Consider the following 24,262-nt stretch of genomic DNA (forward strand, 5'->3'; position numbering starts at 1 on the left):
GTTGCGAAAGGTTATTACACAGATTTTTCGTAACTTTGAACGATTAAATAAACTATTTAAAAACATGAGTGAAGAACTGACACCAAACAGCGGAAATAACTACTCGGCAAGTAGTATTCAGGTACTTGAAGGACTTGAAGCCGTACGTAAACGTCCCGCTATGTATATCGGCGACATCAGCGAAAAAGGTTTACATCACCTCGTATATGAAGTTGTGGATAACTCCATCGACGAAGCGCTCGCCGGATATTGTACACACATAGAAGTAACAATAAACGAAGATAATTCAATCACCGTACAGGACAACGGTCGTGGTATTCCTGTCGATTTCCATGAGAAAGAAAAGAAATCTGCCCTGGAAGTCGTTATGACAGTGTTGCACGCCGGAGGTAAATTCGACAAAGGTTCATATAAAGTTTCCGGAGGTTTGCATGGTGTGGGTGTATCGTGCGTGAACGCACTTTCTACTCACATGACTACAAACGTATTCCGCAACGGTAAGATTTATCAGCAGGAGTACGAATGCGGTAAGCCACTCTACCCCGTAAAGAAAATTGGCACTACAGAGCTAAGAGGTACAAAGCAGACTTTCTGGCCGGATGCATCGATATTCACCGTAACCGAATATAAATATAACATTCTTCAGGCACGTCTTAGAGAACTGGCATACCTGAACAAAGGTATTACAATCACCCTTACAGACAAACGCGAGATTGAAGAAGACGGAAGTTATAAGAGCGAAGTATTCCACTCGGACGAAGGTGTAAAGGAATTTGTACGTTTCCTCAACTCTACAAATACTCCACTTTTTGATGATGTAATCTATCTGAACACCGAAAAACAGGGTGTTCCTATCGAGTGTGCCATCATGTATAACACAGGTTTCCGCGAAAACCTGCATTCATATGTAAATAATATCAACACAATAGAAGGCGGTACTCACGAAGGTGGTTTCCGTGCAGCACTTACACGTGTATTGAAGAAATATGCCGAAGAGAGCAAGGCGCTGGAAAAAGCAAAAGTTGAAATATCGGGCGAGGACTTCCGCGAAGGTCTTATCGCAGTAATCTCTGTAAAGGTTGCTGAACCTCAGTTTGAAGGTCAGACAAAAACTAAGCTTGGAAACAGCGAAGTAAGCGGCGCCGTGCAGCAGGCTGTGGGTGAAGCTCTTTCAAACTATCTTGAAGAACATCCTAAAGAAGCAAAAGTCATTGTTGACAAGGTGGTACTTGCAGCAACAGCACGTATCGCAGCCAGAAAGGCACGCGAGTCTGTACAGCGCAAGAGTCCTATGGGCGGCGGCGGACTTCCTGGAAAACTGGCCGACTGTTCAAGCCGTGTAGCAGAAGAATGTGAGTTGTTCCTAGTCGAGGGTGACTCTGCGGGTGGTTCCGCAAAACAGGGACGAAGCAGACAGTTCCAGGCTATCCTTCCTCTGCGAGGAAAAATCCTGAACGTAGAGAAAGCAATGTGGCACAAGGCATTCGAAAGTGATGAAGTAAACAACATCATACAGGCACTTGGAATCCGTTTCGGTGTCGAAGAGGAAGACAGCAAGAAGGCAAACATCGAAAAGCTCCGCTATCACAAGGTGATAATCATGACCGATGCCGACGTCGATGGTTCTCACATCGACACACTTATAATGACTCTGTTCTACAGATATATGCCTGAAATCATTCAGGAAGGTCACTTGTATATAGCTACTCCTCCATTGTATAAATGTACAAAAGGTAAGGTTAGCGAATATTGCTACACTGAAGAAGCAAGACATGCCTTCATCCAGAAATATGGCGACGGAAGCGAGCAGGGAATACATACTCAGAGATACAAAGGTTTGGGTGAAATGAACCCTGAACAGCTTTGGGAAACAACAATGAATCCTGAAACACGTATCTTGAAACAAGTACAGATTGAAAACGCTGCCGAAGCAGACTATATTTTCTCTATGCTTATGGGAGATGATGTAGCTCCTCGACGCGAGTTTATAGAAAAGAATGCTACTTATGCCAATATTGATGCATAATGTAGCTTATATGTTTAACTAAATTTTTTACCTCCTCACATCTTACACGGAGGAAAGCCTCGGAGCCTATGGATTCCGAGGCTTTTTTTATTCATATACATTTATATTTTATAATCCTTGAAACGGCTCCACAAAGCGTATAAAGCGGTTTAATGCCATAAAACATTTATATTTTTACTACAAATGCAATAAGGATTATTATAAAATAACTACTTTTGGAAAAATAAAAACTCAATAAAACACTAATACCAAAAGAAAGATATGAAACTGACATTTCGTATTAAGTATCGTACCGTATGGGGTGAGAGTCTGAGAGTCGTGATAAACGATGACGATAAGAACTCACTTCCTCTTTTCACACGCGATGGTCAGGAATGGCAAGGTACATTCAATTATGACCTACCAGATAATTCCGATGTAGTGCCATACCGTTATACAGTTTTCAGAAATGAAGAATGCGTAAGGAAAGAGTTTGGCGCAATCCCCCACTCTATTATAAAAGGTAATGCACAGCAACACCATTTTATTTTTGACGACTGCTGGCGTGATCTGCCGGAAGGGAACCACAGATACAGTTCGGCATTCAACGGTATTCCACATACCGAAGAGCCTAAGAAACTTACTGACAATGTAGGCTGCTGCATCACATTCAGAGCATTATGTCCAGGACTGAGACACAAGGAACAGAAACTGGGAATAATAGGCAGCTGCAACACACTTGGCAATTGGGAGTATTATCGTCCGCTCAGAATGCAGGAAGTCATGCCAGACGTATGGAGCATATCAATAGATGCATCATCACTTACATTCCCTTTCGAATATAAGTTTGTTGCATTAAGTTCTAAAACCGGAGCTGTGGAGGAATGGGAATGTGGATGCAACCGCACTTTCCATATACAGCCGCTTTTGCGCGGTGAGACTTACTTCCCGACAGAAACTGAAGTATTCTTCAACCTGCCGGAACGAAAAATAGCAGGTAGCGCGATACCTGTATTCTCACTCCGCTCGGAAGGCAGTTTCGGTGTAGGTGATTTCGGCGATCTGAAAACATACATAGACTGGGCAGCTGAAACAAGCCAGCAGGCCGTACAGATACTTCCTATCAACGATACCACAAGAACAAAGACGTGGGTAGATTCATATCCGTACAATGCTATTTCAATATACGCATTCCATCCTATGTATATCGACTTGAGACAACTCCCTGCCCTCAAAGATGCAGAAAAGGCTGCTGAATATGAAAATGAGCGTCAGAAACTGAACTGCCTTCCTCAAGTGGAATACGAAGGTGTGAATAAAGCGAAGCGCGCATACCTGAGGGACATATTCACCCAGGAAGCCGACAATATCCTTTCATCCGAAGATTTCAAATCATTCTACAGCAAAAACGAAGAATGGCTTAAACCATATTCGGCATTCAGCTATCTGAGAGACCTGTATGGCACTGCCGATTTCAATACATGGCCGGAATATAGCACATACGATTCAGAAGAAATTGACAAACTATGTGATAAAGAAGCCGAAACATATCCTGAAGTTTCATTCTACTATTTCCTGCAATACGTTCTGCACGTACAGCTTCTTGCAGCTGCTAATCATGCCCGCAGCAAAGGTGTAATTCTGAAGGGAGATATTCCTATCGGTATCAGCCGTGGCAGTGTGGAAGCATGGGTAGAGCCATATTACTTCAATATGAACGGTCAGGCAGGCGCGCCACCTGATGCTTTCTCAGCTAACGGTCAGAACTGGGGATTCCCTACATACAACTGGGACGTGATGGAGAAAGACAACTACCAGTGGTGGAGAAAACGTTTCTCAAAGATGGCTGAATACTTCACAGCATACCGTATAGACCATATACTTGGTTTCTTCCGTATATGGGAAATACCTGTGCATTCAGTTCACGGACTGTTGGGACAATTCGTTCCGGCACTGCCTATGAGCGCAGACGAGATAAAAGGCTTCGGTCTTTACTTCCAGAAAGAATTCATGACAGAGCCTTTCATCAACGACTATATGCTTAACACCATATTCGGCGAGAAAAGTGATGAGGTACGCAACACTTTCGTGCAGCATGACCATCACGACATCTACCGTATGCGCCCTGAATTTGATACACAGCGTAAGGTTGAAGCATATTTTGCTGGAAAGACTGACCAGGAAAGCCTCAACATAAAAGAAGGACTCTATTCATTGATAAGCAATGTTCTGTTCGTAAAAGACAGAAAGAATCCTGAAATGTATCACCCTAGAATATCTGTACAGAACGATTTCATCTACAAGCAACTCAACTGGCAGGAACAGGAAGCATTCAACAGACTGTATAATCATTACTACTACCAGCGACACAACAAGTTCTGGTACGACGAGGCGATGAAGAAACTGCCTGTACTTACTCAGTCAACTTCAATGCTTGTTTGCGGTGAAGACCTCGGAATGGTTCCGGACTGTGTGCCATGGGTAATGAACCAGTTGCAGATTCTATCTCTCGAAATACAGAGGATGCCTAAAGACCCTAAAGATGAGTTCGGACATGTCTATAACTATCCGTTCCGCTCTGTTTGTACTATAGGCACTCACGATATGTCAACCCTCCGTGGCTATTGGAAGGAAGATGCACAGATTACAGAACGCTACTATCATTATGAGCTTGGCCATTGGGGTGAAGTTCCACAGGATGCTCCAGGATGGCTATGCCGTGAAGTTGTAAACAATCATCTGAACTGCCCGTCACTCCTGTGTATCCTGACATGGCAAGACTGGACCTCAATTGATGAGAGTCTGCGCAATCCGGACATTGAGATAGAACGCATCAACGTTCCTGCAAACCCACGCCACTACTGGAGATGGAGAATGCATATCACTCTGGAAGACCTTATGAAGAAAGACGATTTCAACGAACAGATAAGAAACATGATTTCTGAAAGCGGAAGAATCTAAAAAGCCAACATCAGAAATCAGGTTTTCAACACCTAAACAGGGTTTAAACAGTATTTAAAGGCTGTTTAAGCCCTATTGTTTTTTAACACCAGCCATCAAGACTTGGGTAGTTTACCCTTTGGATTTGATTTTTTTGGGTGAATTAACCAAAGAAGAAATTTCTGACCAAATTTAATCAGATGTTATTTTGATGGTTATCTTTGGAAAATTTGTTTCCTTATTTATAGTAATATTTGAATCATTAGTATGAATCTCTATAAGTTTTATACTATTTCCTCCATACATCTCTATATTGGGATATGAACAGGTATAATGAAACTTCCCCCTAAGATTGAATTTATAACCGTTAATATTTACGGTAAGATTAGACTCTCCATATCCATCTTTCCTGTCATCAGAATAACTCATCGAAGATTCCATAGGAAGAGGAAAAATAGTCCTTATTGTTTTCTCATCTCCTATTTCAACGGTATGAAAAGGTATTTTATAGCCATCCCTTCCAATAAAAGACAATCCATTCATAATAGCCTCATTATCTATAAGACTATTACCTTCTGAATCCAATACATCAATCAATACATCATTGAATATAGATGATGCAACTGTCGGATAGTCTGGTTCTTCATATTTACTGCACGAAGACAATAATAAAAGTGGAAGAAAGAGACAAACAAATTTAGTCAAAGTGTACATAGATCGAGAGATTAATGAAAGGCAACTGATTCTAGTAAGATTTCTCATAATTTCTATTTTTTTATCTGTTCTACTATTAAGAGTAGTACAAGCCTCAATCATTGCATGAAATCACAAAAAAAATTAGAATCATCTGCCATTTTAACAATTACCACGTAAAACGCAAGCCTACAGGAAGCGAGAACTCAAAAGGCTTGTCCTGCCTGATTGTAGGATAGCTGCTCCTTGACTTAAAATAATAGTTTATAGACGGCTCTACATAGATACCAATGTTCGGCGTGAAATGATATTCAATCCCTATTCCACCATATACAGACCATTGCATGGGCAATGCGTAATTATGTTCTTGCATTTCACCGTCATCTATTCTTTCATTCACCTTGCCTCTTACTGGAAACTCTACCATTCCTCCAATGCCGGAAGAAAGTGAGAATTTGTCAATAGACAAAATCTTAAAACGAAGTTTCAGAGGAACTCCTAAATAATGTGCTTTTATATACTGATTGGTTACAGAAACGGACTGTTTATCGTATATGGTTGTTGTGATTCGTTTTGTCCGCAATAATGTGTATTGCAGCCCGCTTTCTAAACTCCAATATTTAGAGAGGGTTTTAGAAATATTCAAAACAAATGTAATTGGCAGATCGTGTTCAGATTCCTCTATAACCTTGTCATTAGAGCCTGCCCAAATAGGATTATCACTTGGTTTCAAATATGAATTTTCTGTATTAAGCGCGCCTATAACAGAACCTCCAACAGACACGCTAAAGTTACGATTTTTTCTTTTTGTTATAGGCAAGTCATTGGAATGATGCGCGCGGGCAGAAACTTCCATTTTATTTGGATTAGAACAAATATCATGCTTAGCTGTATCTGCGTCCTCTCCATTTTCTGTTTTTGTTTCAGCAAGCAGATTTTCTGCTTTAGTGGAGAGGTTAAAGGAATCTTCCTTTTCCACACAGATTTCCGAAAGTAATGCGGTATTCTTACTGCTTTGCTGGGCAATCTGCTTTATTGATTCCTCATTTTGTTCTACCTTGTTCTCTATTTCATTATTTTTTTCTGTTCTTAATTTTGTTGGTTCAGAAATTGTTTGAACTCTATGGTCATTTTGATTATGCTGGAAAATCATGGCAATTATGATAATGGCTAATATCACCATACCTTTTTCTAATTTATGTTTTACAATTATTTCACGAAGCATAGCCCGTGCATGAAATAGTTGAGAACCTGATGTCTGAGTTGAAATACCAAGCAGTTTAGCAATTTCTTTATGAGTTTTATGCTCCAATACTGCAAGCCTGAACACCTTTTGATAACCCACAGGAAGACGATTGATCATTATCTCCAATTCTTCCATTGTGATAGATTCCTCAAAGTCTGGAATGTCAGACGTATCATAATCTTCTGTGAGCTGTTGGATAAAATCCTGTTCTTTAAGATATCGCAAAGACAAATTTTTCATTATCGCCCCCATCCAGTATTCCAGTTTTTCCTCATTCTGAAGTTGATTGATACGGCTGAAAATGACAAGGAAACCATCATGTAATATATCTTGTGCAGCATCCAAATCATGTATATAGTGACAGATGACGCGCATCATCCGTCTTGAAAAGGTTGTATAAAGTAATCCTAATGCTTCTTTATCTCCTTTTTTACACCGTTCTAATAACTCTTTGATATCAATAGTTGCCATTACAATAAAGATGAATATTATCGTATTATTTTGCATACAGCAGCGCAACTTTTAACTTTTTTTACATAAAACTATCAAGAAGGTTATATGATTGTTTGATGTTTAATTTCATGGAAGACAAAAATAAAAGGACTATCAACATAGTATGTGAATAATACATTGAAAACTCCGTGTAAAAAAATTCCTGCATGAAAAACAAAATGCGTACCTTTGCACCCGGAAATTTTAAAAAAACATAAAGATGCTTTTACCATACTTGAATGAAAACCTTATAGAAGCCGGATGCGACGAAGCAGGACGAGGATGCCTTGCCGGAGCGGTATATGCCGCAGCCGTCATTCTGCCGAAGGACTTCAAGAATGAAATGCTGAACGACTCGAAGCAACTGTCTGAAAAACAGCGCTATCAACTGAGAGAAGTTATAGAAAAGGAAGCACTGGCATGGGCAATAGGTATTGTAGAACCGGAAGAAATTGATAAAATCAACATCCTGAACGCTTCGTTCCTTGCGATGCATAGAGCAGTTGACCAACTGAAAATAACTCCAGAACATCTGTTGATAGACGGTAACCGTTTCAACAAATACAAGAACATTCCACACACCACAATAGTGAAAGGCGATGGAAAATATCTTTCAATAGCAGCCGCTTCAATACTTGCGAAGACTTATCGTGACGACTATATGAACAGGCTGCACAGTGAATATCCAATGTATGCATGGGATATGAACAAGGGATATCCTACCAAAAAACACCGACAAGCCATAAAGGAATTCGGAACTTCTCCTTATCACCGCCTGAGTTACAACCTTTTAGGCGATACACAGCTTTCGTTGGATTTCAACATCAACAGGAGTTACTAACAACCTGTTGAAAACCTACGTTATTAACAGTCTGTTAATAACTCTGCCTTCATGCCTTCTAACTTTGGCACGACCGAATCAATTCATATAACATTTTTCCAGTCCAAACACATTAAATATAGAAGCAAGAGTCTATAAAAGGACATTTTGACACATTAAACAAGATAATTAAATGACAATTTGTCAACTTCCAACTTTATCAACACCTGTGAATATATTAATAATGTTTCCACATATTTAAAACAATCGTCTGAAAGTTTAAAATCAGATTATAAACATTAAACGCCGTCTGACAAAAATTCAAACTCCCGATATCGGCATACAGTTTGCAATATCAATAGTGAACTTGAGGTTCAAAAACCAAGAGTTCGGAAATAATTGAAAATGTATAACTTAAATATAGGAGATTAAAACTATGATGCCGATTAGAAAGTATTACAATCAGAACTGGTTACCAAGTATCTTTAATGATTTCTTCGATAACGACTGGATGGAAAAAGCTAACGCTACAGCCCCGGCTATCAATGTTATTGAGAGCGAAAAGAACTACAAAGTAGAGGTTGCAGCTCCAGGAATGACAAAAGACGATTTCAACATCCATTTGGGAGATGACAATGAACTTGTTATTTCTATGGAAAAGAAAGTTGAAAACGAAGATAAGAATAAAGAAGACAAGAAATACTTGCGACGCGAGTTCTCTTACACAAAATTCCAACAGTCACTTTACTTGCCTGACAATGTTGATAAGGAAAAGATAAGTGCTAATGTTTCAGACGGTGTATTGACTATCGAGTTGCCGAAGTATTCACCAGAAGAAAAAGCTAAGGTTAATCGTGTTATTGAGATACATTAATCATTGGTAAACTAAATAAGAGCCTCCCGCCAACAGTCAACGGGGGGCTCTGTTTGTATAAGACAACAACTTCAAAACAAGCTTATGAGAACTTGAAATCGCCTTCATATATTCTATAAATACAACTTATATTTATATATCAATAGATTGTATTTTTATATATATAACTTGTATTTATAAAAACAAAGGTTGTATTTATGGAATATGTAAGGTTGTTTACAAGAATTTCCGAGCACAAAAACATTTATAAACCACCAACTTTAAAACTCAAAATATATGGCTTTTATAGATTATTACAAAGTACTGGGCGTAGAACGTAATGCCTCGCAAGATGATATCAAGAAAGCCTATCGTAAGATGGCCAGAAAGTATCATCCTGACCTGAACAAAGACGACCCTAACGCCAAAGACAAGTTTCAGGAGATAAACGAAGCTAACGAGGTTTTGAGCGATCCTGAAAAAAGAAAGAAATACGACGAATACGGCGAACACTGGAAACATGCCGACGAATTCAAGGCTGAACGTGAAGCATACCAGAGAGCGCAGGAAAGAGGCGGACAGTCCGCTTACTGGTACTCCGTGAATGGCGACGATTTCATGGGCGGATTCGGAAGAGGAAACGCAAGCGGATTCTCAGATTTCTTCGAACAGCTGTTCGGACATGGAGCCTCAGCGGGCAGAAGCGGAAGAGGCTACAACATGATGAACCGTGGAGGTGACATAGAAGCACAGATGAACCTTTCACTGCGCGAGGCAGCCGTTACGCACAAACAGACCTTCAGCGTGAACGGCGAGAACCTGCGCATAACCATACCTGCCGGTATTGCTGACGGACAAATGATAAAGCTGAAAGGTCATGGTGAGAAAGGTAACAACGGAGCACCCGATGGCGATCTGTACATCACTTTCCAGATAGCCCCGGACCCAGAGTTCAAACGTGAGGGCGACGACCTGTTTACAGATGTTGATATCGACCTTTACACAGCCGTCCTTGGAGGAAGTGTTAATGTCAAGACCATAGACGGAATGGTCAAACTGAAAGTAAATCCGGGCACTCAGAACGACACAAAAGTCAGACTGCGTGGCAAAGGATTTCCTGTTTATAAGAAAGAAGGCACCTTCGGCGATTTGATAGTGACATATCATGTGAATATACCGACATCCTTAAGCGAAAAGCAGAAAGAGCTGTTCACACAGCTGAAAAACAGCTAAGAACCGGATGACGGTACGAATCCATAAGATAATCACTTCATCAGCTACAACAGATTTATGGCAGCCAATTCCTCAGTCAGCGCATTAATACCTTTCTGAATCTTCTCCAACTGTTGTTTGCGAGGTTTATGTACTCCGGCCGCATAATGCCACAACTGGCGTTCATTTATTCCGGTTATCCGGCTCAATGCGGCCTTAGTGAAAATGCTACTGTAATAGTTGATGAATGTAGAAGCATCTATTTTAAATTTCAAGGAAAATTCCCCTTTGAGAATTTCGCACGGATTCGGATTGTCCTCCAGATACAAATCTATGGCTTCTTTCATGTTATCTTCTATCTCCCTTATATTATTACCAACCGTAATAACAGGAGCACCTTCGATATAAGCACTAAGATTGTTGCCGGCATGTTCCACAATAACTTCAACTGTTCTCATTTTAAGTACCATTTTATAGTTAAACAAAAGAGGCTGGGGCTATTTCAGCCCCGCTTGCCTCAAAATGCTGTAATAAGTGCCTTTTTCAACGCCTTTCTTTCCATGATTCGGAACGACTACCGTTATTCCGTCTTTTTCAAACTTCATGTGGCTGCCCTTCTGGCTTTTTAGAACGAAGCCGTTGTCAAGCAACATAGTTACAACCTCCTTAACTGACTTGTAACTCATAGCGTTTTTGACTTTATTACTTTGCAAATATAGTAAATCCACGAATAATTCACAAACTATATATTCTCATTTTTACTATAATTGAAAGTTTACTCTAAAAAATCAATTATAATCCCCATATTAAAATTCCCCAAAACATTCGCTCAAAAAGCAGATATTTTGTACTTTTGCAGCCGGAAAACAAATTGGATTTCAAACTTCTAAAACATATTACAATTATGGCAAAGAAAGCACTTTTAATGATCCTCGACGGATGGGGCTGCGGCGACCATCACAAAGACGATGTAATCTTTAACACTCCTACTCCTTATTGGGACAGTCTGTTGGCTAACTACCCTCACTCACAGTTGCAGGCAAGCGGCGAAAACGTAGGTCTTCCTGACGGACAGATGGGTAATTCGGAAGTTGGTCACCTCAACATCGGTGCCGGACGCATCGTTTATCAGGATTTGGTGAAAATCAACCGTGCTTGTGCCGACGGAAGCATCATGCAGAACCCTGAAGTTGTTTCTGCCTTCACATACGCTAAGGAAAACGGTAAGAACGTTCACTTCATGGGTCTTACTTCAAACGGTGGTGTACACTCTTCACTCGACCACCTGTTCCGCCTTTGCGACATCGCTAAAGAATACGGAATCGAAAATACTTTCATCCACTGCTTCATGGACGGTCGTGACACTGACCCTAAGAGCGGTAAAGGATTTATCGAAGAACTTTCTGCACACTGCGCAAAATCAGCAGGTAAAATCGCTTCTATCGTAGGCCGTTTTTATGCAATGGACCGCGACAAACGTTGGGAACGTGTGAAAGAAGCTTACGACTTGCTCGTTAACGGTACAGGTAAGAAAGCTACAGACATGGTTCAGGCTATGCAGGAATCATACGATGAAGGTGTTACTGACGAATTCATCAAACCTATCTCTAACGCTAACTTCGACGGTACTATAAAGGAAGGCGACGTAGTTATCTTCTTCAACTACCGTAACGACCGTGCCAAAGAGCTTACTATCGTTCTTACTCAGCAGGATATGCCGGAAGCAGGTATGAAGACTATCCCGGGACTCCAGTTCTACTGTATGACTCCTTACGATGCTTCATTCACAGGCGTACACATCCTCTTCCCTAAGGAAAACGTACAGAACACTCTTGGCGAATACCTCGCTGCAAACGGAAAGACTCAGCTTCACATCGCTGAAACTGAAAAGTATGCACACGTTACATTCTTCTTCAACGGCGGACGCGAAACTCCATACGACAACGAAGACCGTATCCTCGTTCCTTCTCCAAAGGTTGCCACTTACGACCTGAAGCCTGAGATGAGTGCTTACGAGGTTAAGGACAAACTGGTAGAAGCCATCAACACTCAGAAATACGACTTCATCGTTGTTAACTATGCTAACGGCGACATGGTAGGCCATACTGGTATCTACGAAGCTATCGAAAAGGCTGTAGTCGCTATCGACAACTGCGTGAAAGATACAGTTGAAGCTGCTAAGGCTAACGACTACGAAGTAATCATCATCGCCGACCACGGAAATGCTGACCACGCATTGAACGAAGACGGAACTCCTAACACTGCTCACTCACTGAACCCTGTTCCATTTGTTTACGTAACAGAAAACAAGGACGCCAAGGTTGAGAACGGTGTATTGGCAGATGTTGCTCCTTCTATCCTTCACATCATGGGTATGGCCCAGCCGGCTGATATGACAGGAAAAGACCTGATTAAGTAATTAATCTACTCAAGTTTCGCATTTGCAAAACTTGCTGTATTAAAGTAATAAAGGAGGTATCAGCCCACTAAATGTGGGCTTCAGGAGATAAAGCATTAAAGTTGTAAAGTATCAAGCTTTACCTTCTTTACCTTCTAAGACAGCTTGCTGTCTGATAGTACTTTAATACTTGCGAAACTTAAGTTAATCTAATATAAAACGAACGGACACGGACGTGAGATTGTATGAATCTCTGTCCGTGTCCGTTTGTTATTTACATATACATAGAATAATCTTCCGCTCTGATATCTGTACCGGATAATGGTGTTATTTTTCCGGAAAGAGCATACTCTTTTCAAATTGGGATAATCATCACACTGCTTACATAGTACATATATAATGCCACCGGTGGTGCCCTAAAGTGAAAAGGATGGATGGAAGATAATGGCAGTAGGCGGTCTGTTATTTCACATCGAGGGTGACTCTTACGTTATCACGGTCGGAACTCCAGCTGTTCCACACTCCTTCCTGTGCCGCCGTCAGGGTCAGCGTCAGCTGCCGGCTGTCTTTCTGCCTGCCGCAATAAATTCTGTTCAGGTTGGTCAGCCGGGTGATGTCCAGCTTGGTCAGTTTGTTGTCGAAGCACCACAACTCCGTCAGCTGGGTCAGCCCGCTGACATCCAGCGTGGTCAGCTGGTTCATTTGGCACCACAACGTGGTCAGCTTGGTCAGCCCGCTGAGGTTCAGCTCGGTCAACTGATTGTTGGCGCATTTCAGTGTGGTCAGCGCGGTACAGTAGCCGAGGCCGGCCGACGAGGTCATCCTTGACCCATTTAAGTCCAGCGTGGTCATCGCTGCCAAGGCCGTCAAATCGGCATCGCTCAGCGTGACTGTGCCGTCGGCATTCTCGGTTGCAGTTCCGCTTCCGAGTTTGGCATATATCGCCTTGACAACGGCCTTTTCGAAGCCGGTCAATGCCAGCGGGCCCAGGTTGAGGATGCGTCCGGCGGTGAGGGTCACTGACTTGCCGGTGGCCTTGCGGTAGAGCTTGCCCGTGCCGTCTTCGTAGAGCAGGCTGAAGCCCTTGGTCAGCGTGCTGGGAAGCACGACGAAGTAGTAGTCCTTTCCGGCCTCGAAGTTGCCTTTGAGGGTGACGCGCTTGTATCTTTCTGAGCCGGGTGTTTGATTACCGGTGGAGTATTCGACCCAGTATTTGCCGGCCAGCGGCTCGCCGTTGCCTCCCACGAGGGTGAAGATGCCTTCACCGGCCATGTCGGCGGGCACGGTGAACTTCACCAAGGCGCAGAGGTTGTTGAACTCCAGGTCGGTGCTGCCGCCTGTGGCCTTGGCCAGCGAGGGCGCCAGCTGGTTGGCAAAAGTGCCTGCCACGGGGGTCTGCTCGGCGGGCAGATTGAAGGTGACGGACGTGTTGGTCATGCTTTCTACGGCTATCAGAGGGTAGAAGGCGGTGTAGTCGACACCCGGCAGGGCAGTGCCCGAGAAGGTGGCGTTGCTGCCGTTGATGGATTCGGCGTCGACCATGAACTTCTGATAGGCTCCGCTTCCGTCCCATATAGCAATCTCGTCATACTCTACCCAGTGCACATTAAGTCCGTCCAGCTGTGTGCGTGTCTGCGGCATGCCGGCGGTAAAGGTCATGGGCACGGGCTTTGCGGCCTCGTTGCCCGGATTGTTCTCGATGAACTCTTCGTTGCCGCAGGCGGCCAGTGTCAGTACCGCGGCGGCCAATGATAAGATACGTGTTGTTTTCATAAGGCATTACCATGTAAATTCGTCTTGTTGATAAGGGTTGTGCGTGCTGACGTTGCTTCCGCAGAGCACGCCTTCCTGTTGCATCTCGATGATTTCGCACTTGGGGGCCTCGTAGGCTCCTCGTATGGTCTCGGTGTTTAAGGTTGTAATTGCTTTCATATTCAATTTATTTATAAATGAAACATCAAAAGCAAATATAGTGTTTTTCATTAAGATGTCACAAAAAAAAAAAAAAATGTGAATATCGCATCGTTTTATCATTTAATGTCTCATTTATTCCGCGCTTGGGCACAATATCGTGAAAACCGGATAGCAGGCATCGCATTAGTTTTTTTTCTGTATGATAACAAGAATATACCCACTATGACTTATCTTTGCATAAAAAATATACTTTATGGTTCAGATAGACGATGTAGTAGTAAGCCTCGACGTATTCCGCGAGAAGTTCCTTTGCAATCTTGATGCCTGCAAGGGTGAATGCTGTATAGAAGGCGATGCCGGCGCACCGGTAGAGCTCGACGAGGTAGAAAAACTGGAGGAAGTACTCCCGGTGATATGGAATGAGCTTTCGCCGGAAGCACGTGCCGTGATAGACAAACAGGGAGTGGTTTATACCGACCAGGACGGTGACCTGGTGACTTCAATCGTAAACGGCAAAGACTGTGTATTCACATGTTACGACGAGAAAGGATACTGTTATTGCGCAATAGAGAAAGCCTATCGCGAAGGCAGATGCAATTTCTACAAGCCTGTGTCATGCCATCTCTACCCTATCAGAATAGGCGACTACGGACCTTACAAGGCCGTTAACTATCACAGATGGGACGTATGCAAGGCTGCGGTCCTGCTCGGAAAGAAAGAGAATCTGCCTGTTTATAAGTTCCTGAAAGAGCCGCTGATAAGAAAGTTCGGTAAGGCATGGTACGACGAACTTGAGAACGTGGCAGAAGAATTGAAAAAACAAGGACTTATTTAAAGATAATAGATATTGGAGGACATAATAAGACTTCAATATCTATTTTTTGTTTCCAAAGGTTATATAGATTATTGTTGTTCTTTATCCTTATCTGCTTTCTGCTTTTTTTCTATCAGCATATTCATAAATGCTGAACTTATAATACCTGTAGGAATGGCAATCATGGCAATACCAATCAGGCTTATCAAGCTACTTAACAGACGGCCAATAGGAGTGATAGGATATATATCACCATACCCCACAGTTGTAAAAGCTACTATGGCCCACCAGAATCCATCACCGATATTCTCGAATGCATTGGGTTGTGCGTTACGTTCTATGTAGTACATCAGAATTCCTGAGAAACCAAGCATAATGCCACATGCCGTGTACGATGTAATAAGCTCCTCCTTTACAGTCTTCAATACTGTTCCTATCATCTGGAATGAACGTGAGTAGCGGATAAGCTTGAATATTATCAGTATGTACGCCAGTACCACAAGGTGTATATGTGGTGTCTCTTTATAAATATATATACCCACAAAAGGAAGCACTGCAACAAAATCTATCAAACCATAAAAAGAAAATATGTAATGCAAGCGTGCTATCAACGGATTTTTATACTGGGCATACTGCACAGGTGCTGCAGCAATCCTCAACCCGTATTCTATGGTAAAGATGAAAGAAGCCATGTAGTTAAACAAATACAGCCAGTTTCGATAAGGTGCGGATTCTTCAAACGAGCTGCATATAATTGAAATTATAGATCCTACAATAAAGAACAGTACGAAATACTGAAACCATTTTTTCATCAGTTGACGGTGGATGGATCTGTAAAGTTTCTCATGTCGTATTATAGTGGTTATCTTCTCACGTATAGGTGATATGATATTGTTGGGATTATTTTTCATTTTTATAATATTAGGCACTATTGGCAAATGTAAATAAAAACTATGATATTTAAAATATCTGTCTGAACAGAGTATATAATTTTTTGTATAATATGTGTATATGATTTCAACCTTATATGCCTATTTTTTGTTTTTCATTATATAAATACTTATTTTTGAGAAAAACAAATAACCGATATCATTATGAAAAAACACAAGCGAACCAATACGCTTAGTTTGTTGGCTGCATTGCCTTTAATATTGGCAGGCCAGACTATTAGTGCACAAGAATTAGACAAAGTATCTGCCGATACTGTAGTAAATGTCGGCTATGCAACTGGAAGCATTAAGAAACTGTCCGGATCAGTGGAGCTGATCAAAGAAGATCAGATGAACAAGATACAGATTGTAAATCCTATTGAGGCTATTCAGGGACGAGTAGCAGGACTTACTATCAATAAAGGGGGGAACGGAACGGCTGCTCTTGATGCGGTACGTCTGCGTGGAACTATATCCATAACGGGAGGTAACTCACCGTTAATCATTGTTGATGGTGTTATAGGGGATATGACTCTGCTTACCTCAATTTATCCTACTGACATAGAAAGCTTTACTATTTTGAAGGATGCTTCCGAAACGGCTCAGTACGGTTCGCGTGGAGCTTCCGGCGTAATAAATGTCGTGACAAAGAAAGGTATCAAGGGCAAGACAAGTATAAACTACAGCGGAAGTTTCGGTATTTCCAGCGTGTATAAAAGAATAGGGATGCTCGATGCTGATGAATACAGAAATGTCACTTCAAGCTTGGGATTGAGTATTATAGACAAAGGCTATAATACAAATTTCCAGAAAGCAATAGAGAGGACGGCCATAAGGCAGAATCATAATATTGCTCTTTATGGTGGCGGAGAGAAATCTACTTACCGTGTATCTCTTGGATATTTGGATATGGAAGGAGATATAATGAACGAGGGTATGAAGATGTTTACATCAAACATGAATCTGAACCAAAAGCTTATAGATAACTTGGTAGATTGTGAACTTGGAATATTCGGCTCGGTGAAAAGGGAAAGAAGTCTGTTCGACCTGCAGAAGACATTTTATTCGACCGCAACTTTCAATCCTACTTTCCCCGGAGAAAAGAATGCTTCAGGTGCCTGGGATAATCTTACTACGGCCAGTCAGATAACAAATCCGTTGGCATGGATGGAAGTTGACAACCGTGAGGCAGCCTCATACTTCAGTGCGCATGCTAAAATAAACGTAAATCTTCCATACCGGCTGAAACTGGTACTTTTCGGCTCATATACATACAATAATACGGAGGACAGTCAATATTTACCTACAACAGTATGGGCTTACGGACAGGGATACAAAGGTTTGAGAAGTTCGGAATCGCTGCTGGGAAACATAATGCTTACATACAACAGACAGATGGGAAAACATTTTATAGATATATTGGCATTAGGTGAGTTATCTAAGGACAGATATTCCGGATTCTATACTACAACTACAAACTTTTCATCTGATTATATGGGCTTCAATAATCTTCAGGCCGGTGCATTGAGACCTTGGGACGGTACAGGCTCTTATTTTGAGGATCCGAGACAGGTATCGTTTTTGGGACGTGTGAACTATTCATATGATGACCGTTATGTTGTCACATTGAATGCGCGAACTGATGCGTCATCCAAATTTGGCGAGAACCATAAATGGGGATTTTTTCCTTCTGCTTCTGTGGCATGGAACATATCGCAGGAAGATTTTATGAGGTATGTTGATATAGTTGATAATCTGAAAGTCAGACTGGGATACGGACTTGCTGGAAACCAGGGAGGAATAAGTTCTTATACCACTATGAGTCTGGCTAAACCGAACGGGGTAGCTCCTGTTGGTAACTTGCCTATGGTTACTTTTGAAACACTGAGAAATGTCAATCCGGATCTGAAATGGGAAGTGAAGAAGACTTTCAATGCTGGTGCCGACCTTGAAATGTATGGTAGCCGGTTTATTCTGTCTGTCAATTATTATAAGTCGAAAACAAGCGATATGCTTTATAATTATCATGTCAGCGTTCCTCCGTTCACTTATAATACCCTTTTGGCAAACATCGGTTCGATGGAAAACAATGGCGTGGAAATATCAGTAGGAGGTACTCCGGTGAGAACAGGGGATTGGGAACTTATGATAAACGCAAATCTCACTTATCAGCAGAACAAACTGCTGTCGCTTGGCGGAATGTATGAAGGTAATTATATATCAGCTGCCGAATATACAGCCATTGCCGGACTGAATGGTGCCGGATTTCATGGTGGAAACAACAATATAGTGTATCAGATAGTGGGACAGCCATTGGGCGTTTTCTATCTGCCTAAATGTACAGGTCTGAAAGATGACGGTAACGGAGGTTATGTGTACGGTATAGCCGATTTGAATGGAGACGGAGTAAGTATAGAAGATGGAGAAGACAGATATATAGCCGGACAGGCCATACCTAAATATATACTCGGTTCAAATATCAGTCTGAGATATAAATCTTTCGATATATCGTTGCAGATGAACGGTGCGTTTGGCCATAAGATTTACAACGGTACTGCACTTACATATATGAACATGAATAACCTGCCTGACTATAATGTTATGGAAGAAGCTCCTAAGAAGATGATACGCGACCAGACGGCTACGGACTACTGGCTGGAAAACGGGAACTACCTTAATTTCGATTATCTTACAATAGGATGGCAACCGAAAGTAAAGGACGGATTGTGGCTGAAGGGTTGCAGACTGGCTTTTACGATAAACAATCTTGCCACTATAACCGGGTATTCGGGACTTACTCCGCTTATAAACAGTTCCGGCATAGACGGTACATTGGGAGTTGACGATAAACGCAGCTATCCTGTATCGAGGACATATACTTTAAGCCTCGGGTTGAACTTTTAAAATTTATGCGTATGAAACGATATGTTTACATCATAACAGCTTTTATCCTTTGTCTATCATCTTGCAAGGGGTTTTTGGAAGAAAATCCAAAGGACGCAATAAACGAAAATCAGATAGCCGGAAATCTGAAAGAACTGTACATGCACAGTGTTGCCACTCTTTATAATAATATTGGCGGATATAATGACAGTGAGGGGATACATGGCACCGGAAGAGGTATATACGACCTTAATACTTTTACCACCGATGAGGCTATAATGCCTACTCGTGGCGCTGACTGGTATGACGGTGGATTCTGGCAGGGACTATATCTTCATGACTGGGGAACAAATAACAATTCTATTCTTGCCACATGGGAATATTTGTACAAATCGGTCATGCTTTGTAATGAATCTGCCAGAAGAATAAAGGACTATGCAACAGAGCACAGTGATGATGATGCACAACCCTTGATGTCAGAAGTCAGAGCTCTAAGGGCATTATTCTATTACCATCTTATGGATTTGTTCGGGAGAGTGCCGCTCATAAGGGAAACAGAAGTTGAGAAGTCGGTGAAAGAACAGGCAGAAAGGAGTGAAATCTTCTGGTTGATTGTAAATGAACTCCAGGAATCCTTACCTTATCTGGCAGACGAACGTAGTAATATCCCCGGAGAGTATTACGGACGAATTACACGACATGTGGCATATTTTCTGTTGGCTAAACTGGCACTAAATGCCGAGGTATATACAGATGATGTATGGACTGACAATTTAAGACCAAACGGAGCTGATATAGAATTTACAATAGACGGAACAAGGACGAATGCATGGGAGGCCACAATATACTATTGCGACAAGATAGCAGAGGCAGGATACAATCTGGAACCGGACTATAGGACTAATTTTGCAGTGTTCAACGAATCGTCTGTCGAGAATATTTTTGTTATACCTATGGATAAGACATTATATACCAATCAGTTCATTTATTTATTCAGGTCGCGTCATTATAATCATGCAAAGGCTTACGGACTTGGTGGAGAGAACGGTGCGTCTGCCACTCTGGATGTTCTTGAAACATTCGGCTACGGTACAGAAAATGAAGATCCACGATTTGATTTCTGCTATTTTGATGACGATCTTACCGATCTTGACGGAAATCCTATAATGCTGGATGATGGAAATACACGTTTGGTCTATGAGCCTTGGAAAATAGAACTCGATGTCTCAGGCAAACCGTATGAAAAGACAGCCGGAGCCAGAATGAAGAAATATGAAGTTGACCCTACGGCATTCAAAGACGGAAAACTTATAGACAATGATATAGTTCTTTACAGATATGCCGATGTACTCCTGATGAAATGTGAAGCCAAAGTTCGCAATGGAGAAAACGGTGACAGAGAGCTTAATCTTGTCAGAAGTAGAGTAAATGCTCCTGCCAGGAGTGCTACTCTTAAAAATATTCTAGATGAAAGAATGCTTGAACTTGCCTGGGAAGGATGGAGGCGTCAGGATATGATAAGGTTCGGAGTTTACACTGAAGCATATAGCAGCCGTCCTCAGCTGGAAAATGAAGAAACCGGATTTACAACAGTGTTCCCAATCCCTGAAAAGATTATTCAGATGAATAACTGGTTATTACAGAATTCCGGTTATAAGAAATAGGAAAAGACCTCTCTTATTGGAAAATGTCCGTAAGAGAGGTCTTAATCTTTTTATTTATATAATTGGTTATTTATATTCATCCCAACTCTTGATTGCTATGTCGTCTATGCTCATTATGCAGAACGCATTGATAAATGCGCTTGCAAGGCGTGCGTTTGTCACGAGAGGAATATTCAAATCCACAGCGGCACGACGGATCTTATAACCGTTTTCAAGCTCGGTTGGAGTAAGGTCGCGTGGGATATTTACCACCATGTCTATTTCCTTCTTGTGCAACATATCGAGAGCCTGTGGCTGTCCTTCTTCGCTTGGCCAGTAAACGCGAGTATTTTCTACGCCGTTTTCAGTAAGGAACTTAGACGAACCGCCCGTAGCGAAAATGTTATAACCTTTAGCCTTGAGGGCACGTGCTGCCTGGAGCAAGTCAACCTTCTGTTTCAGTGTACCTGTTGACATAAGGATATTCTTTTCTGGGATGCGATAACCAACTGAAAGCATAGCCTTCAATACTGCGCATGAAGTATCATCACCGATACATCCTACCTCACCTGTAGATGCCATGTCAACACCTAATACAGGGTCAGCCTTTTGCAGACGGTTGAATGAGAACTGGCTTGCCTTGATACCTACATAGTCAAGGTCGAAGAGGTTCTTTTCAGGTTTTTCAACCGGCAGACCGAGCATAACCTTAGTAGCAAGTTCGATGAAGTTAATCTTCAATACCTTGCTTACGAATGGGAATGAACGGCTGGCACGCAAGTTACATTCGATAACCTTGATATCGTTTTCACGTGCAAGGAACTGAATGTTGAACGGACCAGAGATGTTAAGTTCTTTCGCAATCTGGCGAGAGATACGCTTGATACGGCGTACAGTCTCAACATAAAGTTTCTGTGGAGGGAACTGGATAGTAGCGTCGCCTGAGTGTACACCGGCAAACTCGATATGTTCAGAGATAGCGTATGCCACGATTTCACCGTTCTGTGCCACAGCATCCATTTCAACTTCCTTAGCATGTTCTATGAACTGGCTCACTACCACTGGGTGTTTCTTAGATACGTTAGCTGCAAGCTGCAAGAAGCGTTCAAGTTCTTCCTGGTTAGAACATACATTCATAGCCGCACCTGAAAGTACGTATGAAGGACGAACCAATACAGGGAAACCTACCTTTTCGATAAATGCGTTGATATCTTCCATAGAAGTAAGCGCACTCCATTCAGGCTGGTCTACACCGATACGGTCAAGCATAGCCGAGAACTTGTCGCGGTCCTCTGCATTGTCGATACTCTTGGCTGAAGTACCAAGGATATTTACCTTCTGTGCATCAAGACGAAGCGCCAGGTTATTAGGAATCTGTCCACCTGTAGAAACGATTACTCCGTGAGGATTTTCCAGGTCGAGAATATCCATCACACGTTCGAAAGTCAACTCGTCAAAGTACAGACGGTCGCACATATCGTAGTCTGTTGATACAGTTTCAGGGTTATAGTTAATCATTACAGAGCGGTAACCTTCCTTGCGGATAGTGTTAAGAGCCTGAACACCACACCAGTCGAACTCTACAGAAGAGCCGATACGGTAAGCTCCTGAACCAAGAACCACGATACTCTTGTGGTCGCCAAGGTAATGAACATCGTTGGCCACACCGCTGTAAGTCAGATACAGGTAGTTAGTCTGTGCAGGATATTCAGCAGCCAGAGTATCTATCTGTTTCACTACAGGCACAATACCTACACTCTTACGGTGATTGCGGATAGCAAGGCTTCCTTCTTCCATATCGCCCTGATAGCCGATGGCACGAGCCACCTGGAAGTCAGAGAATCCCTGACGTTTTGCCTTGTAAAGCAATTCGTTAGGCAACTGAGAAAGCAATGTATGGTTATTGCCCCATTCGTGGAGTTCCTTAGATGTCTGCATGATATTCTGCAGCTTGTCAAGGAACCACTTATCTATTTTAGTAAGGTCATGGATCTGGTCAACAGTGTAACCTGCACGCATAGCCTTAGAGATAACGAAGATACGTTTGTCGGTCGGTTCGCGAAGAGCCTTGTCGATATCGTCGATAACAAGCTCCTTGTTTTCAACGAAACCGTGCATTCCCTGACCAATCATACGGAGACCTTTCTGGATAGCTTCTTCGAAGGTACGTCCGATAGCCATCACCTCACCTACAGACTTCATGCTTGAACCAAGTTCGCGGTCTACACCGTGGAACTTACCTAAGTCCCAGCGAGGAATCTTACATACGCAGTAGTCAAGAGCAGGTTCGAAGAATGCAGAAGTAGTCTTCGTTACAGAGTTCTTAAGGTCGAACAGTCCATAGCCCAATCCCAACTTAGCAGCAACGAAAGCCAAAGGATAACCTGTAGCCTTAGATGCAAGAGCTGATGAACGGCTCAGACGTGCATTAACTTCGATTACGCGGTAGTCTTCCGATTCAGGGTCGAAAGCATACTGTACATTACATTCACCCACGATACCGATGTGGCGGATGATGCGTATAGCGAGTTCACGCAACTTGTGGTATTCGCTGTTTGTAAGAGTCTGCGACGGAGCGATAACGATAGACTCACCGGTGTGGATACCCAGTGGATCGAAGTTTTCCATGTTACATACAGTGATACAGTTGTCGAAACGGTCACGAACCACTTCATATTCCACTTCCTTCCATCCCTTCAAACTCTTTTCTACAAGAACCTGTGGAGAGAAAGAGAAAGCCTTTTCTGCCAATACGTTAAGTTCTTCTTCATTGTCGCAGAAACCAGAGCCCAAACCTCCAAGTGCGTAAGCAGCACGGATGATTACCGGATAGCCAAGTTCTTTGGCAGCACGGCGTGCATCCTCGATGTTTTCTACAGCCTCACTCTTGATAGTCTTAACGTTGATTTCGTCAAGTTTCTGAACGAAGAGCTCACGGTCCTCAGTGTCCATAATAGCCTGTACAGGAGTACCAAGAACGCGAGTGTTATATTTTTCGAATATACCTTCCTTAAAGAGAGCTACACCGCAGTTCAATGCTGTCTGTCCACCGAACGAAAGCAATACGCCGTCCGGACGTTCCTTAGCTATTACTTTTTCTACGAAGTAAGGTGTAACGGGCAGGAAGTAAATCTTGTCTGCCACTCCTTCCGAAGTCTGCACTGTAGCGATATTAGGGTTGATAAGAATGGTTTCGATACCTTCTTCCTTAAGAGCCTTAAGAGCCTGCGAACCGGAATAGTCGAACTCACCGGCTTCGCCGATTTTAAGTGCTCCGGAACCTAACAATAATACTTTCTTTATATTTTCTTTCATGCTTTTTCTTGAGTTGTTAGTTGTTGGTTTTTAGTTTTTAGTTCTGGCGGTTTGTTTTCTTGAGTTGTTAGTTGTTGGTTTTTAGTTTTAGTCGTTTGTCATTAG

General features: G+C 42.2%; 17 protein-coding genes. 9 read left to right on the forward strand and 8 right to left on the reverse strand.

Going from position 1 to position 24,262, the window contains the following annotated elements; genetic code table 11:
- The first annotated feature begins 64 nt into the window (after positions 1-64).
- A complete protein-coding gene (gyrB, locus tag I6E11_RS02080; protein WP_235336169.1) occupies positions 65-2,026 on the forward strand; it encodes a DNA topoisomerase (ATP-hydrolyzing) subunit B in 1,962 nt (653 codons plus the stop codon).
- 261 nt (positions 2,027-2,287) lie between these two features.
- Positions 2,288-4,966: a 4-alpha-glucanotransferase gene (locus tag I6E11_RS02085; protein ID WP_235336170.1), complete on the forward strand. Its 2,679-nt coding sequence runs from the start codon at positions 2,288-2,290 to the stop codon at positions 4,964-4,966.
- A gap of 171 nt (positions 4,967-5,137) precedes the next feature.
- Here the strand turns inward: I6E11_RS02085 and I6E11_RS02090 are convergent, their stop codons facing one another.
- Together I6E11_RS02090 and I6E11_RS02095 are read right to left on the reverse strand one after the other, a co-directional pair.
- Positions 5,138-5,659, reverse strand: a complete 522-nt coding sequence (locus I6E11_RS02090) for a hypothetical protein (protein ID WP_235336171.1) — start codon at positions 5,657-5,659, stop codon at positions 5,138-5,140.
- Between the two features lie 148 nt (positions 5,660-5,807).
- Positions 5,808-7,355 (reverse strand): sigma-70 family RNA polymerase sigma factor, encoded by a 1,548-nt coding sequence (locus I6E11_RS02095; RefSeq protein WP_235336173.1) that lies wholly within the window; start codon positions 7,353-7,355, stop codon positions 5,808-5,810.
- A gap of 241 nt (positions 7,356-7,596) precedes the next feature.
- Between I6E11_RS02095 and I6E11_RS02100 the strand changes: the two genes are divergently transcribed.
- The 3 genes from I6E11_RS02100 (at position 7,597) to I6E11_RS02110 (ending at position 10,282) form a co-directional block, all read left to right on the forward strand.
- A complete protein-coding gene (locus I6E11_RS02100) occupies positions 7,597-8,217 on the forward strand; it encodes a ribonuclease HII (protein WP_235336174.1) in 621 nt (206 codons plus the stop codon).
- 415 nt (positions 8,218-8,632) lie between these two features.
- Entirely contained in the window at positions 8,633-9,070 is a 438-nt protein-coding gene (locus tag I6E11_RS02105; RefSeq protein WP_154043423.1) for an Hsp20/alpha crystallin family protein, read from the forward strand.
- Between the two features lie 276 nt (positions 9,071-9,346).
- Positions 9,347-10,282 carry a DnaJ C-terminal domain-containing protein gene (locus tag I6E11_RS02110; RefSeq protein ID WP_235336175.1) on the forward strand — a complete coding sequence of 312 codons (936 nt, stop codon included), beginning with the start codon at positions 9,347-9,349 and terminating at the stop codon, positions 10,280-10,282.
- A gap of 44 nt (positions 10,283-10,326) precedes the next feature.
- Here I6E11_RS02110 and I6E11_RS02115 read toward each other — a convergent pair whose 3' ends face one another.
- On the reverse strand, positions 10,327-10,719 hold the full coding sequence (locus tag I6E11_RS02115; RefSeq protein ID WP_154043425.1) for an antitoxin HicB: 393 nt from the start codon (positions 10,717-10,719) through the stop codon (positions 10,327-10,329).
- A gap of 39 nt (positions 10,720-10,758) precedes the next feature.
- On the reverse strand, positions 10,759-10,947 hold the full coding sequence (locus I6E11_RS02120) for a type II toxin-antitoxin system HicA family toxin (RefSeq protein ID WP_154043426.1): 189 nt from the start codon (positions 10,945-10,947) through the stop codon (positions 10,759-10,761).
- Between the two features lie 218 nt (positions 10,948-11,165).
- Between I6E11_RS02120 and gpmI the strand changes: the two genes are divergently transcribed.
- The gene (gene gpmI, locus I6E11_RS02125; RefSeq protein WP_235336176.1) at positions 11,166-12,680 is read left to right on the forward strand and encodes a 2,3-bisphosphoglycerate-independent phosphoglycerate mutase; all 1,515 of its coding nucleotides are present in this window, start codon (positions 11,166-11,168) and stop codon (positions 12,678-12,680) included.
- Positions 12,681-13,121: 441 nt separating this feature from the next.
- On the opposite strand, the gene I6E11_RS02130 is transcribed toward gpmI, so the two are convergent.
- Positions 13,122-14,432 carry a leucine-rich repeat domain-containing protein gene (locus tag I6E11_RS02130; RefSeq protein ID WP_235336177.1) on the reverse strand — a complete coding sequence of 437 codons (1,311 nt, stop codon included), beginning with the start codon at positions 14,430-14,432 and terminating at the stop codon, positions 13,122-13,124.
- Positions 14,433-14,438: 6 nt separating this feature from the next.
- Positions 14,439-14,591 carry a hypothetical protein gene (locus I6E11_RS02135; protein ID WP_204507755.1) on the reverse strand — a complete coding sequence of 51 codons (153 nt, stop codon included), beginning with the start codon at positions 14,589-14,591 and terminating at the stop codon, positions 14,439-14,441.
- 235 nt (positions 14,592-14,826) lie between these two features.
- Between I6E11_RS02135 and I6E11_RS02140 the strand changes: the two genes are divergently transcribed.
- On the forward strand, positions 14,827-15,408 hold the full coding sequence (locus I6E11_RS02140; RefSeq protein WP_235336178.1) for a DUF3109 family protein: 582 nt from the start codon (positions 14,827-14,829) through the stop codon (positions 15,406-15,408).
- A 68-nt stretch (positions 15,409-15,476) separates the two neighbouring features.
- On the opposite strand, the gene I6E11_RS02145 is transcribed toward I6E11_RS02140, so the two are convergent.
- Positions 15,477-16,298: an ion transporter gene (locus tag I6E11_RS02145; protein WP_235336179.1), complete on the reverse strand. Its 822-nt coding sequence runs from the start codon at positions 16,296-16,298 to the stop codon at positions 15,477-15,479.
- 183 nt (positions 16,299-16,481) lie between these two features.
- On the opposite strand from I6E11_RS02145, the gene I6E11_RS02150 reads away from it, so the two are divergent.
- Positions 16,482-19,220 carry a SusC/RagA family TonB-linked outer membrane protein gene (locus tag I6E11_RS02150; RefSeq protein ID WP_235336181.1) on the forward strand — a complete coding sequence of 913 codons (2,739 nt, stop codon included), beginning with the start codon at positions 16,482-16,484 and terminating at the stop codon, positions 19,218-19,220.
- 11 nt (positions 19,221-19,231) lie between these two features.
- The gene (locus tag I6E11_RS02155) at positions 19,232-20,863 is read left to right on the forward strand and encodes a RagB/SusD family nutrient uptake outer membrane protein (RefSeq protein ID WP_235336182.1); all 1,632 of its coding nucleotides are present in this window, start codon (positions 19,232-19,234) and stop codon (positions 20,861-20,863) included.
- A gap of 66 nt (positions 20,864-20,929) precedes the next feature.
- Here I6E11_RS02155 and carB read toward each other — a convergent pair whose 3' ends face one another.
- On the reverse strand, positions 20,930-24,157 hold the full coding sequence (gene carB / locus I6E11_RS02160) for a carbamoyl-phosphate synthase (glutamine-hydrolyzing) large subunit (RefSeq protein WP_235336183.1): 3,228 nt from the start codon (positions 24,155-24,157) through the stop codon (positions 20,930-20,932).
- Positions 24,158-24,262 lie beyond the last annotated feature (105 nt).

This window comes from Bacteroides caecigallinarum (assembly GCF_021531075.1).
Lineage (GTDB): Bacteria > Bacteroidota > Bacteroidia > Bacteroidales > Bacteroidaceae > Phocaeicola > Phocaeicola caecigallinarum_B.

Coding starts and splice junctions, on each gene's coding strand:
- I6E11_RS02135 (WP_204507755.1), bottom strand. CDS start 14,591: ATGAAAGCAATTACAACCTTAAACACCGAGACCATACGAGGAGCCTAC.
- I6E11_RS02115 (WP_154043425.1), bottom strand. CDS start 10,719: ATGAGAACAGTTGAAGTTATTGTGGAACATGCCGGCAACAATCTTAGT.
- I6E11_RS02110 (WP_235336175.1), top strand. CDS start 9,347: ATGGCTTTTATAGATTATTACAAAGTACTGGGCGTAGAACGTAATGCC.
- I6E11_RS02130 (WP_235336177.1), bottom strand. CDS start 14,432: ATGAAAACAACACGTATCTTATCATTGGCCGCCGCGGTACTGACACTG.
- gyrB (WP_235336169.1), top strand. CDS start 65: ATGAGTGAAGAACTGACACCAAACAGCGGAAATAACTACTCGGCAAGT.
- I6E11_RS02145 (WP_235336179.1), bottom strand. CDS start 16,298: ATGAAAAATAATCCCAACAATATCATATCACCTATACGTGAGAAGATA.
- gpmI (WP_235336176.1), top strand. CDS start 11,166: ATGGCAAAGAAAGCACTTTTAATGATCCTCGACGGATGGGGCTGCGGC.
- carB (WP_235336183.1), bottom strand. CDS start 24,157: ATGAAAGAAAATATAAAGAAAGTATTATTGTTAGGTTCCGGAGCACTT.
- I6E11_RS02095 (WP_235336173.1), bottom strand. CDS start 7,355: ATGGCAACTATTGATATCAAAGAGTTATTAGAACGGTGTAAAAAAGGA.
- I6E11_RS02090 (WP_235336171.1), bottom strand. CDS start 5,659: ATGTACACTTTGACTAAATTTGTTTGTCTCTTTCTTCCACTTTTATTA.
- I6E11_RS02155 (WP_235336182.1), top strand. CDS start 19,232: ATGAAACGATATGTTTACATCATAACAGCTTTTATCCTTTGTCTATCA.
- I6E11_RS02120 (WP_154043426.1), bottom strand. CDS start 10,947: ATGAGTTACAAGTCAGTTAAGGAGGTTGTAACTATGTTGCTTGACAAC.
- I6E11_RS02150 (WP_235336181.1), top strand. CDS start 16,482: ATGAAAAAACACAAGCGAACCAATACGCTTAGTTTGTTGGCTGCATTG.
- I6E11_RS02085 (WP_235336170.1), top strand. CDS start 2,288: ATGAAACTGACATTTCGTATTAAGTATCGTACCGTATGGGGTGAGAGT.
- I6E11_RS02100 (WP_235336174.1), top strand. CDS start 7,597: ATGCTTTTACCATACTTGAATGAAAACCTTATAGAAGCCGGATGCGAC.
- I6E11_RS02140 (WP_235336178.1), top strand. CDS start 14,827: ATGGTTCAGATAGACGATGTAGTAGTAAGCCTCGACGTATTCCGCGAG.
- I6E11_RS02105 (WP_154043423.1), top strand. CDS start 8,633: ATGATGCCGATTAGAAAGTATTACAATCAGAACTGGTTACCAAGTATC.